Consider the following 14,972-nt stretch of genomic DNA (forward strand, 5'->3'; position numbering starts at 1 on the left):
AGAACGACGTTTGCAAACGGCTTTCTAGCCGATCACCTCGTCCGAGCGGTCATCAGTCTCACCATAGCGTTTGAGCGTCGCCGGGCGGGTGCCTTCATAAACGCGGTCAAGGTTTTGCACGATCTTGGCGTTCTCGCGCTCGAAGAGGCAATTGCCGTCAAGGTCCGAGGCCACGATGAACGGCCCCATCTTTTTGCAGCGGATGACCCACATCGCCTGCGCAAGCCCCAACTCGTCGCGCCAATGCACCGCCTCGACCTTCTCGATCCCGCGCCCGAGCAAAGCGCCGGTGCCGTAGCCCACGGTCGACAGGTAAATCGCGCCGTTGGGTACGAAATATTCCTTGTAATCCTTCGAGGACATGCCGCCCTTGCCGATGATCAGCCGCGCGCCAGTCTTTTCCATCCATTCCGGCAGCCACTTGGCAAAGCGGAACGACGCCGTCGCCGTCACCGCCCCCATGTCAAAGCTGCCGTCAGAGCGGATTGCGGCGGCAGGTGAGCAATGGAAATTCGCCGCACTCTCGCCCGGCAGTTCCATCGGGATATTCGCCTGCTCCTCCAGCGCGCGCTTATACACGCCTTCGCGCGCGGTGTAGAGTAGACCATCGAGATAGACGATATCGCCGAGGCGTAATTCGGCCAGCGCCTCGGGCGTCGGCGTGGTGCTGAGGCGTATTTCGCGCGGTTTGGTCATTCGGCAGCCTCCTGCGCGCTGCCCGGCCACTCGACCGTCTCGCGCCGCTGATAGGGGGTGAACCAGTCGGGATCGGTGCGGTACTCCACCCGGCCGTCCGCGTAGACCCGCGCCACCGCGCGGCGCGACGAGAGGCAGAAGGCATGTACCGACATCTGCATGCCGCCGGTGTGGCAATAGCCGACCTCGATATTGCAATCGACGACCATGTTCTTGCCGACAAACCCCATCGCGCCCATGCCGATGGAATTGCCCAGATCCTTGAACTCTCGCTCCAGCGCCGCGATCTTGGGGTCCGGGTTCTCGCTGCCCACCACGCGCAGGCAGGCGGCGCGCTTGCCCAGTACCATGCAGGTATCCTTGGAGCCGCCGAGGCCAATGCCGATGATCGCCGGCTGACAGGCCAGCCCGCGCTTGCCGAAGGCCACGAGGCTGTCGAGATAGAAGCGCTTGATCCCTTCGATCCCGTCCGAGGGGAAGAGCATGCGGTAATCGGTCCCAAAAAGCCCGCCCTTGTGCACGGTGATGAGGTCGATCCACTCGCCCCCCGGCTCGTAGCCGTATTCGATCTCGGGCGCGCCGATGCCGACGTTATTGTTGTGATCGGTGCGCCAGAGCGGATGCACCCGGTTGGGCCGCAGCGGCACGCCGTCGGTCGCCTGCGCCGTGGCCCGGCGCAGCGCGGATTCTAGCGCCACCGGCCCGCCCTCGATCTGCGTCTCGTTGCCCATCTTCACATACCAGCGCGGACAGCCGGTATCGCCGCACATCGCGCGCCGATCCTCCTTGGCGGCCTTGTAATTCTCCAGCATGGCTTGCAGGACGAAGGACGAAAGATCGCCATCCTCGGTCTCGGCGGCGTGTTGCAGCCCGGTCAGGTAGTCGTCGGGGATCTCGATCGCCGCCTTGTCCATCAGCGTTCCGGCGGTTTTCTCGATCACATCAATTGGTATCATTGTGCTGCCACCAGTGTTTCGGGTGCGCCGTCGGGCATGATCGTCTCGCCCGGGCGCACGAGGGTGAATTGAACCGCGTCGCGGCGCACGTCGAGCGTCTCGCCGGTTTGCGTGACCACGGTGAAATAGGACGCATCGAGATCGCCCGTCTCGGGGAAATCCTCGCGGTAATGCGCCCCGCGCGAGTTTTCTCGGGCAAGGGCCGCCAGCGTGATCGCCTGAGATATATCACAAAGCGAGCGGAGATTCAGCCAGTCATGCCAGGTCAGGTTGAAAGCGAGGTCATCGCCCGCGACGCCCACCTCCATCAACTCGGTTGAGATCCCGGCGATACGGGTCAGCCCGCGCTCCATGCCGGGCGCGTTGCGCATCACGCCCACATCCTCCCACATCGCCTCCTGCAGGGCGTGACGCATCGGCTGCACAAGGCCGGGCTTGCGGCTGAGCGGGTGCAAGGCGCGGTCGATTTCGGCCTGCAACACCTGCGGGCAGGGATCGCGCAGCGCGCCCATGCTGCGGATATCCGCGCCCATCACGTCGCCCGCCACGCCGCCATAGACGGTGGAATTGGCCACGCCATTGCCGCCCAACCGGTTGGAACCATGCGCGCCGCCCGCGTCCTCTCCGGCGACATAGAGCCCCTCCATCGCCGTGCGGGTGTCGGCATCCACGACCACCCCGCCCATGAAGTAATGCGCGGTCGGCACCACCTCGACCAAACCACCGGCAAGGTCGAACCCGCTATCGGCGCAACGCTTGACCATGCCGGGGAACTTGGCGCGCACATGGTCGGGGCCGAGATGGGACATGGAGATGAACACGCCGCCATTATCCGTCGTGTTGTTCTTGCGCATCTCGGCATAGATCGCGCGGCTGACCACGTCGCGCGTCGCGCGCTCGCCCTTGGGGTCGTACTCGAACATGAAGCGGTTTTCGGCGCCGTTGAGCAGCTGCCCGCCCGCGCCGCGCAAGCCCTCTTCCAGCACCGTGCCAGTCATCCTTGTATGGTCCCCGGCCAGCAGCCCGGTGGGATGAAACTGCACCATTTCCATGTCGCGGAGGTCCAGCCCCGCCCGCATCGCCATGGCAAGCCCGTCCATCGTCTTGTCGCCCGACGGTGTGTTGTACTTGTACATCGTCGGGCCGCCGCCGGTGGCCATCAGCACCGTCTTGGCCCGGACAAGGCGAAAGCCCCCGGTGCGCATGTCGATAAATAGCACACCCGCCAGCGCGCTGCAGTCTGGCGTCGGAATGAGGCCGATGGCGCGGTGTTCCTGTAGCTTGTCCACTGGCCGCGCCAGAACCTGCTCCATCAAGCGACTGATGATCTCGATGCCGGTCAGATCGCCCTTGTGCACCGTGCGGTCGGCGGTCTGCCCGGCAAAGGCTTTTTGATGCAGCGTGCCGTCGGGGTTGCGGTCGAAATAGCAGCCGATCTCGTTTTCCAACTCATGGATGCGCACCACCGCCTGTTCGCACAGCTTCCACGCCATGTCCTGATTGGGCAGCCATTTGCCGCCCATGATCGTATCCATGAAATGCCGTTCGACCGTGTCACCATTGCCCAACGCCACGTTATAGCCGCCCTGCACCATCCGCGTGCAGCCGCTTTTGCCGATGAGGCCCTTGACGGCGATGGTGATCCGCGTGCCCTCGGGCGCCGATTGCTGCGCGTGGAGCGCGGCGAAGAGGCCCGCGCCGCCGGTGCCGATGATCAGGATGTCGGTATCGTGCCGGTCGATATGCACCATCAGATCGCCCTCAGGAAAAATGTGCCGGACAGGAACAGCGCCGCGCCGATGGCGGCGGCGGCATAGGTCTTGTGCCGGTCGGACCAGGGCAGGAATTCCAGCGCCAGCAGACGCAGCCCGCCGCCCATGTGGACCGCCAGAAGGAAGACGAGGCCGAACTCGGCAAGCTTCACCAGCGGGTGTTCGGCGAAGGCAAGGAAACCGTCGAGCGTGGCAGGCGACGTGACAGCTTGGGACAAGAGCCACAGATGCACCGGCAGGAAGAGCGCCAGCGCCAGCCCCGAGAGGCGGTGCAGCAGGAAGGCCAGCCAGAGGGGGTGAGAGCGGGGCGGTTGTTTCATGGCAGCGTCACCGCGAGAACCGCCCGCGCGCCCAAGGCCAGTAGCCCCGCGCCCACGGCCCACATCAGCCCGTCGAGCGTGCGCCCCTTTAGCCCGCCCCATTCATGCGCGATGACGCGCAGACCGATGGCGGCGTGGATAGAGACGGCGATCACGAAGGCTCCATAGAACAGGAACCACAGCAGGCTGCCTTGCGTGCGGCCGAGGATTTCGGCGGTGGAGAGGCCCCCCTGAATGGCGTAGATCATCACCGCGATATGGCCCAGAACGAGAGGGGTCATCACCAGCGCGCTCAGCCTTTGCGCCATGTAGAGCCGGAGATCAAGCATCGCGCTTGCGCCCCCACGCGGCCCGGACCGTCTCGCGCTTGAGCCCGGCAATCGCCCGCATCGGGTTGAGATCATTGGGACAATACTGCGCACAACTGCCCATGGAATGGCAGTTGTGACAGCCGCCCTTGCCCGACACCGCCGCGAGGATGCCATCGCGATCCGCGTCGCGGCTGTCGTTGAGCAGGGTCCAGGCGCGTTGCAGCGCGGCGGGGCCAAGGTAATCAGGATTGCCCGCCACCGTATCGCAGGCGGCGTAGCAGATACCGCAATTGATGCATTCGATGCCCAGATCCGCCTCGGCGCGGGCGGGTTCTTGCGAGGTTACGGGGTCAAACGCCTCGTCGCGCCCGGCGGAGGGATGCAGACGCGCCTCGGCTGCGACCCATTTGTCGAAAAACGGGTCCATGTCGGCGGCGAGATCCTTGATCACCGGCAGGTTGCGCAGCGGCGCGATGTCGAGTTCGCCGTCGGCGGCGACCTTCTTTACATGCGTGCGGCAGGTCCAGCGCGGCACGCCGTTGACCATCATCGCACAAGAGCCGCACATCCCAACCCGGCAGGCAAAGCGGTAGCTGAGCGTTGGATCCGCCATCTGCTGAATCCATGTCACCACGTCCAGCACGGTCTGATTTTCATAGGCGGGCACGTCAAAGGTTTCGCGCCGAAGCGCCGCTGCCGTGCCGCGCTGCACTGTGACGCGCAAGGTGTCGGGCGTGGTGGTCACATGTCCCCCCGGACGGTTGGATTGGATGTAACCTTGGTTATAAATATCAGCACAGCTAACAAAAAGGAATTAATTCTAATGTTTTTGGTTAGCTGAACTTTCAGCAAAAGGGGCCGATCACCGACCGGCCCCTCGTCTTTATTGCGCCGGATTCACCTCGAATCCGACCGAGGAATACCATTTGGCAACGGCGCGGATCTCGTCATTGGTCATCTCGGCGGCAATCCCGCTCATCACGTCATGCGTGCGCTTGCCGGTGCGGAACGCCTTGAGCTGCGTGTCGATATACATCACCGTCTCACCCGCCAGATTTGGCGCGTCCTCGATCTGTGCGATGCCATCCGCACCGTGGCAGGCGATACAGGCCTCGGGCGCGTTGGCCGGGTCCTGTCCCGGGCCAAGCGTCGCCACCGGTTCCTGCGCGCTGTACCACGCAGCGAGATCGGCAATCGCCTGATCGCTGAGGCCGCGCGCCACCACACTCATCATCTCGTGCACGCGCTGGCCGTCGCGAAAGGCGGTCAACTGATGCTCGATATAGGCCGGGTTCTCACCGCCGATATGCGGCACGATGGGCATTTTCGCGTGCCCCTCGATGCCGTGACAGGTGCGGCATTGCATGGCCAGCTTGCGCCCGGCCTGAGCATCGCCCATCACCTCCTGCGCGGAAGACATCTGGGCGAGGAAAACCCCGCCCAGTGCCAGCAACATCATCTGTCGCATCAATTGCCCTCGTAGGAAATCCGGTAGAGCGCGCCCGCGAGATCATCGGACACGAGGATCGAGCCGTCGCGCAACTGTGCCACGTCGACCGGACGCCCGAGATATTCACCATCCTCTGTCAGCCAGCCCTCGGCAAAAGGCTCCATCGTGGCGTTGCCCTCATCGTCGATGAAGGTCACCATCACCCGCGCGCCCACCGGCTCGGTGCGGTTCCACGATCCGTGCTGAGCCGAGAAGATCGCGTTCTTGTACTTGGCCGGGAACTGGCTGCCGGTATAGAAGGCCATGCCAAGATCGGCGGCATGGGCCACCGTTTCGACCGCAGGCATCACCACATCGACGGGCACTTCTTCGCCCTTGTATTCGTTGGTGCGCACATCACCGCCGCCAAACCACGGGTGGCCGAAATGCTGTCCCATCTCGGTCTGACGGTTCAATTCGCCGGGCGGAATGTCATCACCCATCCCGTCGACCTGATTGTCGGTCCACCACAACTCGCCGGTCTCGGGATGGAAATCGTGGCCGACCGAATTGCGCACACCGTAGGTATAGACCTCGCGGCCCGTGCCGTCGGTGTTCATTCGGATGATACCGCCGATGCCCCATTTCGTGTTGATGTCGAGGTTTTCCTTAGGCGCCACGTTGAACGGCTGGCCAAGCGAGATGTAGATCTTGCCATCCGGCCCGATATCGCAGACCCGCGCGGTGTGGTTGAAGCTTTCCTGCTCTTCCGGAATCAAATCACCCTTGGCCACCAGATTGAACGCCGCCACGTCGGGGCTTTCGTAAAAGAACTCGGCGGCGGGGAAGAGCAGAACGCGGTTCTGCTCGGCGATATAGAGAAACCCGTCGGGCGAGAAGCAGGGACCGTTGGGGATCGAGAATTGCAGCGAGGGGGCGAAATCCTTGACCTCGTCGGCGACGCGATCCTTGTTGCGGTCGGTGACCGACCAGACCTTGTCCTTGCGGGTGCCGACGAAGGTCACGATGCCTTGCGGCCCCACGGCCATATGGCGCGCATCGGGCACCACGGCGTAAAGCTCGATCTTGAAGCCGTCGGGCAGGGTGACCTTGTCGAGCGTGGCCTTGATCCCCTCAGCATAGTCGCCGCCCTGCTCGATGAAGGTGAACTCGGTGACGCCGGTGGTCTGGAAATTCGACAGCTTGTCGAGATTGTCCGGTACGTTTGCCGCCTGACCCTGCGCCAGACCGGAGGTAAGGGCGAGCGTTGCGATGGATGACAGCAGATGTTTCATATGGTTCCTCCCAAATACGTCTGTATGTCCGGCCGCCGGATCACCGGCGGACCGATCTTCGGCATGTGACATCACTACGCCGAAGTGGCGCGCGCTCTCCCCTTCGCACACCGGTCGCGAATACCGCTTACGTTGCATTCACAAGGCGAGAGCCTACCCCAGATTCCCCAAAGCGCAAGATATTGCTGCGGCGATCCGACACAGACAAAAGGAGGGGGTCGGGCGTGGCGCGATCAGGGCCGTGGAACGCGCTACCCGCTGCCGATCAGAACGCCCGCCGCGAAGACCAGCGCGCCGCCCAGAACCACCTGAAACGCCGCCCGGAAGAACGGGGTTTCCATGTATTTGTTCTGAATCCATGCAATCGCCCAGAGTTCGATGAAGACGACCACGAAGGCGATGATCGTCGCGGTCCAGAAATCCGGGATGAGATAGGGGAGCGCGTGGCCGAGGCCGCCCACGGTCGTCATCACGCCCGAGGCGAGGCCCCGCTTGAACGGGCTGCCGCGCCCGGACAATTCGCCGTCATCACTGGCGGCCTCGGTAAAGCCCATGGAGATGCCAGCGCCGACGCTGGCCGCCAGACCCACGAGGAAGGTGGTCCAGGTGTCCTGCGTGGCAAAGGCCGTGGCAAAGATCGGTGCCAGGGTCGAGACCGAGCCATCCATCAGACCGGCGAGGCCCGGCTGCACCCATGTCAGCAGGAATTGCCGCTTGGCGGTGCGGTCCTCACTGTCGCGGGCGTCGCCGCTCAGGTGTTCTTGCTGCAGCTCTTCGGCGCGGGTCTGGTGGCCCGCCTCGGCGGCGGCGAGATCACCCAACAGCTTGCGGGTGGCGGCGTCGCTACTGTGCTGCGCGGCCTTGAGATAGAAGGTTTCGGCGTCGCGCTCCATCGCCTCGGCCTCGTCGCGGATGCGCTCGATCCCGAGGTTTTCGACCAGCCAGATCGGACGACGGGCGTAGAACCCGGCCACATGCTCGCGGCGGATCAGCGGGATCACGTCCCCGAACCGGCTGCGGTGCAATTCGATCAGACGCTGACGGTGGCCGTCCTCTTCACGCGCCATGCCATCGAACATGGCGGCGCTGTCGGGGAAATCGGCGCGCAGCATCTCGGCATAGGAGCGGTAGATACGCGCATCGTCTTCTTCGGAGGAGATCGCGAGGGCGAGGATTTCCTGCTCGGACAAATCCCTGAAGCGGCGGCGGGAGGAAAAACCGGGAATCATGACGAACCTACGTTTAGAATGATTCTAATTTATCTATACGGGCAGAATGTTCAATGGTCAAACTCGCAAATGCATGAAGTGAACTGAATGGTTCACTTTGCCCTTGATTTCTGAACTGATCTGTTTAGATATGAAGTGAACCGATTAGTTCAGTTATGGAGTTGACCATGAACAAGATGAAACCGATCCTGACCGCGTTTGTGCTTGCTGTCTCTCTCGCCGCGTCGCCGGTGCTGGCCTTCAGCATCGACGCGGGCAGCCTGACGCCGACCCTCACCTATCCCGATCCCGCACCGCAGCCGGTCACCAAGGATCAGGGCGGGATTTCCAAGTAAATTCTGCCGGGCCGCTGGCCCAGCGGCCCGCGCCCCCCCGCCGCGCACGCAGATGTGCTTGCGGATATCCGCCCGGCCCGACTACACTGTCCAGACCTGTCTGGAGGGGTTTAATGTCGGCACCGGCCGCGGAAATCAAAAAAGGACGCAAGTTCGATCAGGTGCTCGAAGGGGCGCGGCGCATTTTCATGCGTGACGGGTTCGAAGGCGCGAGCGTCGACGAGATCGCGCGCGAGGCGCAGGTCTCGAAGGCAACGCTCTACAGCTATTTTCCCGACAAGCGTCTGCTGTTTTCCGAGGTGGCGCGGGTCGAATGCAACCGGCAGGCCGAAGAGGCGCTGGAAGTGATCGGCAAGGGCGCGCCGATCGACCATGTGCTGCACGAAGCCGCAAGCCGGATCGTGAACTTCTTCGTGTCGGATTTCGGCCAGCAGGTGTTTCGCATCTGCGTAGCCGAGGCGCATCGGTTCCCGGAACTTGGCAAGCGGTTTTACGCCTCCGGCCCGGCGCTGGTGCGCGAGCGCATGAGCATGGTTCTGACCCCCTATGTCGAAGCGGGCGTGTTGCGGATCGAGGACATGGATCTGGCCGCCAACCAGTTCGGTGAGCTATGCAAGGGGGATCTCTTCATCCGCTCGCTCTGCGGCATGTGCGGCGAGGTCACCGAGGCCGATATCGAGCGCGTGGTGAATGGGGCGGTCGAGATGTTCCTCGCGCGTTACCGCGCCTGATCCGGGCCGCGCCCGGTCATCTCCCCGGCGATCTTTTCCGCGATCATGACAGTGGGCGCGTTGGTGTTGCCGCCGATCAGGCGCGGCATGATCGAGGCATCCACGACGCGCAGGCCCTCGATGCCATGCACGCGGCCCTCGCCGTCGACCACCGCCATATCGCCCCGCCCCATCGCGCAGGTGCCCACCGGGTGATAGATCGTGTCGGCGCGGGCGCGAATGTCGGCCTCCAACGCGCTATCGCTGCCGTCATGGGGATAGAGCCGACGCTTGCGCCATGCGTCAAACGGCGGAGCGCGCAGGATCTCGTCCACCCGCCGGGCACCCTGCTTGAGCAGGTCAAGGTCGCGGGGGTCGCTGAGGAAGGCCGGGTCGATCAGCGGCGCATCGCCTGCACGCGCCGAGCCTAGCGTCACGCGGCCCCGGCTATGGGGGCGCAGCACGCAGACATGGCAGGAATAGCCGGGCCGAAAATGCAGCTTGCGCATGTGGTCATCGACGACCCCAATGACGAAATGCAATTGTAGGTCTGGCCGGTCGAGGTCCGGCTTTGAACGCAGGAACGCCCCGGCCTCGCCATAGGGGGTGGTGAAATGGCCCTGCCCCGTCTTGCGCCAAGTCAGTCCCGCCCGCGCCATCCGCCACAGCCCCCTGGGATCGAGGCTTATCACGTCGTCACTGTGAGAGCGTTCCAGCAGGGTGTAGTCGAGATGATCCTGAAGGTTCTCACCCACGCCGGGCAGATCGTGGCGCGGCGTGATGCCATGGGCCTGCAATTCGTCCGCCGGGCCGATCCCTGAGAGTTTCAACAGATGCGGCGAGCCGAACGCGCCGCTGCTGAGGATCACGTCGCGCGTGGCCTGCACCTCTTGCACGCGGCCCTTGTGGCGATAGCGCAGGCCGGTGGCGCGCTTGCCGTCGAGAAGCACGCGCTCGGCCGTGGCATTGCGGATCACGGTCAGGTTTCTGCGCCCGAGGGCGGGAAAGAGATAGGCCGCCGCGACTGAACACCGCTCGCCGCGTTGGGGGCCTTCGAAATATTGCGTCACCTGAAAAAGACCCGCGCCCTCCTGCCGGGCACCGTTGAAATCGGCGTTGCGGGGGATTTGCAGGCTTTCACAGGCGGCGATGAACGACTCGGAAACGGCACGCGGGGCGTTCTGGTCCGTCACCTGCAACGGACCCGCCTGCCCGTGCAGATCATCCGACAGGCGCGCGTTGCGCTCGGCCCGGCGGAACCACGGCAGCACGCTATGCCAGTCCCAGCCATCACAGCCGAGACCTGCCCATTCGTCGTAATCGCGCGGATGACCCCGCACATAGAGCATGGCGTTGATCGCGCTCGAGCCGCCAAGCGCGCGGCCGCGCGGCTGATACCCGCGCCGCCCGTTGAAGCCAGGTTGCGGCACCGTTTTCAGCGCCCAATTGTTGAGCCGGGGCCGCCCCGACACCATCGCCGCCACGAGCGCGGGGGCGCGTATCAGGATGTCGCGGCCAGAACCGCCCGCCTCGATCAGGCACACCGTGACTGACGGGTCCTCGCTCAGCCGAGCGGCCAGAACGCACCCGGCAGAGCCGCCGCCGACGATGATGTAATCATAGCGCATCCACCCGTCCTCCTGCGGCAGAGCCTATGCCGAACGCCGGGGAACGCAAAAGCCCGACGCCACGTCATGCGCCGGGCCTTGGCTGTCTCTGTCGATGGGCGTCTTAGCCCGGGCTCATCCCGCGCAGACGCTCGGACCGGCGGCGCAGCATTTCGAGCGTCGCCAAAAGGACGATGGAAATCGCCACAAGGATCGTCGCCACCGCCAGAATGGTCGGGCTGATCTGCTCGCGCAGGCCAGTGAACATCCGCCACGGCAGGGTCTGCTGATTGGCCGAGCCAACGAAGAGCACCACCACAACCTCATCGAACGAGGTGATGAAGGCGAACAGGCCACCCGAGATCACACCGGGCAGGATGAGCGGCATCTGCACCCGGAAGAACGTCGTCACCGGGTCCGCGCCCATGTTGGCCGCCGCGCGGGTGAGCGAGCGGTCAAAGCCGACCAGAGTGGCCGTCACAGTGATGATCACGAAGGGAATGCCCAAGGCGGCATGCGCCAGCACCACACCGAAATAGGTGCCCTGCAGGCCGATCCGGCTATAGAAGAAGTACATCCCCGCCGCCGAGATGATCAGCGGCACGATCATCGGAGAGATCAGGATCGCCATGATCGCCCGGCGGAACGGCACATGCTCGGAGCTGAGGCCAATCGCGGCCAGCGTGCCGAAGCTGACCGACAGGAGCGTCGCCACCGGCGCGATGGCCAGCGAGTTGCGCAACGCCTGCTGCCAACCGCTCGAGGTGAAGAAATCCTCGTAATGCTTGAGGCTGTAGCCAGCGGGGTCAAAGCGCAGCATTTCGGGCGTGAAGGTAAAGAAGTTCTGGGCGTTGAAGCTGAGCGGCATGACCACGAGAATGGGCGTGATCAGGAAGATGAAGATCGCACCACAGAGCACGCGGAAAGAATAATGCCACAGCACCTGTCCACTCGTCAGGTAGGGGGCAAGATTGGCGCGATACCGCCCCTCGCCGATCCAGTAGATGAACCATGAAAAGAACCAGCCGAAGAGCACACCGAGCACGAAGCCCGGCACGCCCGCCACCATGACGCCAACGGCGGTAAAGAGGGCGATGATGCCCCATCTGACAGGCTTTTCCATGCCGAGCCCGAGGATCTGCAGGGCGACAAAGCCGAGCGCCATCAGCGCGAGGGCCCCGATCGCGATCCCCAGCAGGCCGGAACCATGCGCGGTGCCCACGAAAAGCCCGGCAAAGCCACCTGCCGCACCGATGACCGGCAGCGCGAAGGAGAGCGGTTTTTTCTCGATCGGTGTGAGTGTCATAACGCTCATGGCTCAGCCCCCCAGCTTCACGTTGTCGATGCCGACAATCTTGTCATAGGCCCAGTAGAGGACCAGAACGACCGCGAGCAGGATCGACCCGAGTGCCGCCGCCAGACCCCAGTTCAGGGACGAGGAGATGTGATAGGCGATCCGGTTCGAGATGAACGTGCCGGTGGTACCGCCGACGATCTCGGGCGTGATGTAATAGCCGATAGCGAGGATGAAGACGAGGATCGACCCCGCCCCGATGCCCGGCACCGATTGCGGGAAATAGACCCGCCAGAACGCCGTCCAGTTGGTGGCGCCCAGCGACTTGGCCGCGCGCAGGTAGCTGGGCGGAATGGTCTGCATCACCGAATACATCGGCAGGATCATGAAGGGCAGCAGGATATGCGTCATCGCCACGATGGTGCCGAACTGGTTGTTGATCATCACCAGACGGCTTTCATCCGCGACAAGGCCCAGCCAGACCAGCGTGTCGTTGATCACCCCCTGTTGCTGAAGCATGATCTTCCACGCGCTGGTGCGCACAAGTAGCGAGGTCCAGAAGGGCAGCAGCACGAGGATCATCAACAGGTTCGCGGTGCGGGCGGGCAAGTTCGCGAGAATCCACGCGATCGGATATCCCAGCGCAATGCAGCTGAACGTGATGACCATCGACATGAACATCGTGCGCTTGAAGAGGATGCCGTAGATGCGCTCGTCCTCATCGCGCAGGGCGATGCCCTCGGTGGTCTTTTCCATGTCCACGGCATTGAGGAAATAGCCGGTCGTGTAGGGCGGCGAATAGGTGTGGATCACCTCCCAGTATCCGACGCGATTCCAGTCCTTGTTGGACTCGATGAACGCCGATTTCATATCGACTTGCGGAAGGTCGGCCGCAGCGGCCTGGCGCAGCAGGTCCGCACCGGGGCCGTCATAGGTCGCCAATGCCGCAGCCGTTCCCGGATCTTCGAGGTCCAGCGCGAGTGCGGCATAGACCGCCTCCCATGGCTCCTCCTCTGCGACGACATCTTCGTCCACGAAATGGGTGAAGGCGGCAAAGGCGGAATAGGCCCGCGCGGTGTTGGGCAGAATGTCGGAAATCGCGGTGCCGGGGACAAAGCCCGCATCGCCCCGATAGTTATCGGATTCGAGTTGCTCGATTCGGCCGATCTGGTTTGACATCAGACGCGTGTTGCCCTCGGCCCCATCGCCGCCCGACATCATGTCATACCAGACCTGTGCCTCTTCAAACTCGGGGCTGATCTCTTCGAGCGCGTCCTGAAAGACCTCGCCCATATCGTCCACGTCGCGGCCCGTAGTACGAAAGAGCGACGACACGCCGCTTTCCTCATAGTTCAGGCGGCTGCCAAGCTTGGTGTGCTCCTTGGCCTCGGAGGCGAGGAACAGATCAAAGAACATGGCGCGAAAGACTTGCTCATCCGGCACCTCTTTGCCGTCCCAGTCGCGCAACTCCTCGACCGTCATCGGCACCGTATTGCCGACGATCTGGTTCTCGACCGAACGAAACAGCATGTCCGCAATGGGTGCGATGAACGCGACCAGCACGAAGATCAGCAGCGGCGCGATCAATGCGAGCGCCCGTATCTTCTGCGCGCGCAAGGCGCGTCTCAGGCTGCGCTTTAGCGGTGTGCCGTCTGCGGCAAGCACCGGGCCGGTGTCGGTGGTATCGCTCATGTCATCCCCGTCGGACAAATTTGGTTATTGAACCCTGGGTCTTGTGCCCGGTGGTCAGGTGTGGAGGGGGCCACGCGGGCCACCTCCGGTTCGTATCGCCGCGCTTATTGCGCCAGCCACGCCTGGAACTTGGCGTCCAGATCGTCGCGGTTATCCGCCCACCACTCGTAGTCGTAGATGTGGACGTTGGTCGCGTTGGCCGGATCGGTCGGCATATGCGGGGCCATGTCGATGCCCAGTTCCGCATGCTTGCCCACCAGCGGTGCGGACGAGTCGCGCGCCGGACCGTACGAGATGTAAGCCGCCTGATCAGCCAGACGCTGCGTGTCGGTCGCGAACTTCAGGAAGTCCATGACGCGCGCCAGACGATCTTCGGGCAGACCGGCGGGAACGATCCAGCCGTCGAGATCGAAGGACTGCATGTCCCACATCATGCCGATCGGCTGATCCTGCTCGGCGATGGCCGAGAACAGACGCCCGTTATAGGTCGAGCCCATGAAGACTTCGCCATCGGCCAGAAGCTGCGGGGTTTCCGCACCAGCCGACCACCAGACGACCTGATCCTTGATCGTGTCGAGCTTGGCGAGCGCGCGGTCCACGCCATCGTCGGTGCCCAGAACGTCATAGAGCTCGTCCTTGGCCACGCCGTCGCAGTAAAGCGCCCATTCCATGTTGTCGATCGGGCGCTTTTGCAGCGCGCGCTTGCCCGGATAAGTTTCCAGGTCGAACACGTCGCAGACGCTGTCGGGCGCATCGACGCCTTCGGGCACCATGTCGGTGCGATAGCCGAAGGTGGTCGAATAGACGATCTGCGGCACGAAGCAATCGCTGACGATCAGATCACCGAAGTCGTCGCTGGCTTCGGTGCCGTCGGGCGCCGCTGCCAGAACCTCGTCGTGATCGAGCTCCATGGCGAGGCCTTCGTCACACAGGCGCATCGCGTCGGAGGCCACCACGTCGACCAGGTCCCAGGTCACGTTGCCCGCCTCGTTCATGGCGCGCAGCTTGGCCACGGCCTCGGCAGAGCTTTCGTCCCAGGTCGCGCTCACGCCGGGATTGTCGGCGAGATAGGGCTCGACATAGGCTTTCTGCTGGCTTTCCTGATAGGCACCGCCCCAGGACACGAGCGTCATGCTGTCGGCCATGTCCTGTGCGGTTGCAGATGCGCCGGCTGCAACGGTCAGAGCCGTCGTCGCAAGCAGGGTTTTAGTGAGTTTCATGAACATACTCCCAGTTTTTTGGTCCCGTTTTGGTGAATGGGCTCCGGGTCACGGGTAGAAACATCCGGGGCCTCTCTCAACCCGCATCGGCGGCACGCGCCGACGC

Annotated in this window: 15 protein-coding genes; 2 read left to right on the forward strand and 13 right to left on the reverse strand. The window is 63.5% G+C overall.

The features are described 5' to 3' along the window. Positions 1 to 24: 24 nt before the first annotated feature. The 9 genes from BMX04_RS12810 to mbfA all read right to left on the reverse strand — a co-directional run bounded on the left by BMX04_RS12810 (position 25) and on the right by mbfA (position 8,008). A complete protein-coding gene (locus tag BMX04_RS12810) occupies positions 25 to 696 on the reverse strand; it encodes a fumarate hydratase C-terminal domain-containing protein (protein WP_074787096.1) in 672 nt (223 codons plus the stop codon). Beyond that, on the reverse strand, positions 693 to 1,652 hold the full coding sequence (locus tag BMX04_RS12815; protein WP_074787098.1) for a fumarate hydratase: 960 nt from the start codon (positions 1,650 to 1,652) through the stop codon (positions 693 to 695). Before BMX04_RS12815 ends, BMX04_RS12810 begins: the two co-directional genes overlap by 4 nt. Further along, positions 1,649 to 3,403 (reverse strand): L-aspartate oxidase, encoded by a 1,755-nt coding sequence (locus BMX04_RS12820; protein WP_074787100.1) that lies wholly within the window; start codon positions 3,401 to 3,403, stop codon positions 1,649 to 1,651. The genes BMX04_RS12815 and BMX04_RS12820 overlap by 4 nt, the downstream gene beginning before the upstream one ends. Continuing rightward, positions 3,403 to 3,744, reverse strand: a complete 342-nt coding sequence (gene sdhC / locus BMX04_RS12825) for a succinate dehydrogenase, cytochrome b556 subunit (RefSeq protein ID WP_074787102.1) — start codon at positions 3,742 to 3,744, stop codon at positions 3,403 to 3,405. Before sdhC ends, BMX04_RS12820 begins: the two co-directional genes overlap by 1 nt. After that, positions 3,741 to 4,073 (reverse strand): succinate dehydrogenase, encoded by a 333-nt coding sequence (locus BMX04_RS12830; protein WP_074787104.1) that lies wholly within the window; start codon positions 4,071 to 4,073, stop codon positions 3,741 to 3,743. The genes sdhC and BMX04_RS12830 overlap by 4 nt, the downstream gene beginning before the upstream one ends. Then, a complete protein-coding gene (locus BMX04_RS12835; protein ID WP_074787106.1) occupies positions 4,066 to 4,800 on the reverse strand; it encodes a succinate dehydrogenase/fumarate reductase iron-sulfur subunit in 735 nt (244 codons plus the stop codon). The genes BMX04_RS12830 and BMX04_RS12835 overlap by 8 nt, the downstream gene beginning before the upstream one ends. A gap of 138 nt (positions 4,801 to 4,938) precedes the next feature. After that, positions 4,939 to 5,523: a c-type cytochrome gene (locus BMX04_RS12840; protein WP_074787108.1), complete on the reverse strand. Its 585-nt coding sequence runs from the start codon at positions 5,521 to 5,523 to the stop codon at positions 4,939 to 4,941. Continuing rightward, positions 5,523 to 6,779, reverse strand: coding sequence for a PQQ-dependent sugar dehydrogenase (locus tag BMX04_RS12845; protein ID WP_074787110.1), 1,257 nt, complete (start codon positions 6,777 to 6,779; stop codon positions 5,523 to 5,525). Before BMX04_RS12845 ends, BMX04_RS12840 begins: the two co-directional genes overlap by 1 nt. A gap of 251 nt (positions 6,780 to 7,030) precedes the next feature. After that, complete coding sequence (gene mbfA / locus BMX04_RS12850) at positions 7,031 to 8,008, reverse strand: iron exporter MbfA (protein WP_074787112.1); 978 nt, start codon at positions 8,006 to 8,008, stop codon at positions 7,031 to 7,033. A 167-nt stretch (positions 8,009 to 8,175) separates the two neighbouring features. Between mbfA and BMX04_RS19435 the strand changes: the two genes are divergently transcribed. Both BMX04_RS19435 and BMX04_RS12860 read left to right on the forward strand, forming a co-directional pair. After that, the gene (locus BMX04_RS19435; RefSeq protein WP_175477361.1) at positions 8,176 to 8,343 is read left to right on the forward strand and encodes a hypothetical protein; all 168 of its coding nucleotides are present in this window, start codon (positions 8,176 to 8,178) and stop codon (positions 8,341 to 8,343) included. 113 nt (positions 8,344 to 8,456) lie between these two features. Beyond that, positions 8,457 to 9,074 (forward strand): TetR/AcrR family transcriptional regulator, encoded by a 618-nt coding sequence (locus BMX04_RS12860; RefSeq protein WP_074787116.1) that lies wholly within the window; start codon positions 8,457 to 8,459, stop codon positions 9,072 to 9,074. On the opposite strand, the gene BMX04_RS12865 is transcribed toward BMX04_RS12860, so the two are convergent. The 4 genes from BMX04_RS12865 to BMX04_RS12880 form a co-directional block, all read right to left on the reverse strand. Further along, positions 9,062 to 10,681: a GMC family oxidoreductase gene (locus tag BMX04_RS12865; RefSeq protein ID WP_074787118.1), complete on the reverse strand. Its 1,620-nt coding sequence runs from the start codon at positions 10,679 to 10,681 to the stop codon at positions 9,062 to 9,064. The two genes, BMX04_RS12860 and BMX04_RS12865, sit on opposite strands and share 13 nt — an antisense overlap. A gap of 103 nt (positions 10,682 to 10,784) precedes the next feature. Beyond that, positions 10,785 to 11,975 (reverse strand): ABC transporter permease, encoded by a 1,191-nt coding sequence (locus BMX04_RS12870; RefSeq protein ID WP_420876407.1) that lies wholly within the window; start codon positions 11,973 to 11,975, stop codon positions 10,785 to 10,787. A 3-nt stretch (positions 11,976 to 11,978) separates the two neighbouring features. Beyond that, complete coding sequence (locus BMX04_RS12875) at positions 11,979 to 13,646, reverse strand: ABC transporter permease (RefSeq protein ID WP_074787119.1); 1,668 nt, start codon at positions 13,644 to 13,646, stop codon at positions 11,979 to 11,981. A gap of 104 nt (positions 13,647 to 13,750) precedes the next feature. Then, entirely contained in the window at positions 13,751 to 14,866 is a 1,116-nt protein-coding gene (locus BMX04_RS12880; protein WP_074787155.1) for an extracellular solute-binding protein, read from the reverse strand. Positions 14,867 to 14,972: the final 106 nt, after the last annotated feature.

It is taken from the genome of Roseovarius tolerans, assembly GCF_900109855.1.
GTDB lineage: Bacteria > Pseudomonadota > Alphaproteobacteria > Rhodobacterales > Rhodobacteraceae > Roseovarius > Roseovarius tolerans.

Excerpts from the sequence above, each read along its gene's own strand:
- BMX04_RS12810 (WP_074787096.1), bottom strand. The coding sequence starts at position 696 with ATGACCAAACCGCGCGAAATACGCCTCAGCACCACGCCGACGCCCGAG.
- BMX04_RS12815 (WP_074787098.1), bottom strand. The coding sequence starts at position 1,652 with ATGATACCAATTGATGTGATCGAGAAAACCGCCGGAACGCTGATGGAC.
- BMX04_RS12820 (WP_074787100.1), bottom strand. The coding sequence starts at position 3,403 with ATGGTGCATATCGACCGGCACGATACCGACATCCTGATCATCGGCACC.
- sdhC (WP_074787102.1), bottom strand. The coding sequence starts at position 3,744 with ATGAAACAACCGCCCCGCTCTCACCCCCTCTGGCTGGCCTTCCTGCTG.
- BMX04_RS12830 (WP_074787104.1), bottom strand. The coding sequence starts at position 4,073 with ATGCTTGATCTCCGGCTCTACATGGCGCAAAGGCTGAGCGCGCTGGTG.
- BMX04_RS12840 (WP_074787108.1), bottom strand. The coding sequence starts at position 5,523 with ATGCGACAGATGATGTTGCTGGCACTGGGCGGGGTTTTCCTCGCCCAG.
- BMX04_RS12845 (WP_074787110.1), bottom strand. The coding sequence starts at position 6,779 with ATGAAACATCTGCTGTCATCCATCGCAACGCTCGCCCTTACCTCCGGT.
- mbfA (WP_074787112.1), bottom strand. The coding sequence starts at position 8,008 with ATGATTCCCGGTTTTTCCTCCCGCCGCCGCTTCAGGGATTTGTCCGAG.
- BMX04_RS19435 (WP_175477361.1), top strand. The coding sequence starts at position 8,176 with ATGAACAAGATGAAACCGATCCTGACCGCGTTTGTGCTTGCTGTCTCT.
- BMX04_RS12860 (WP_074787116.1), top strand. The coding sequence starts at position 8,457 with ATGTCGGCACCGGCCGCGGAAATCAAAAAAGGACGCAAGTTCGATCAG.
- BMX04_RS12865 (WP_074787118.1), bottom strand. The coding sequence starts at position 10,681 with ATGCGCTATGATTACATCATCGTCGGCGGCGGCTCTGCCGGGTGCGTT.
- BMX04_RS12870 (WP_420876407.1), bottom strand. The coding sequence starts at position 11,975 with ATGAGCGTTATGACACTCACACCGATCGAGAAAAAACCGCTCTCCTTC.
- BMX04_RS12875 (WP_074787119.1), bottom strand. The coding sequence starts at position 13,646 with ATGAGCGATACCACCGACACCGGCCCGGTGCTTGCCGCAGACGGCACA.
- BMX04_RS12880 (WP_074787155.1), bottom strand. The coding sequence starts at position 14,866 with ATGAAACTCACTAAAACCCTGCTTGCGACGACGGCTCTGACCGTTGCA.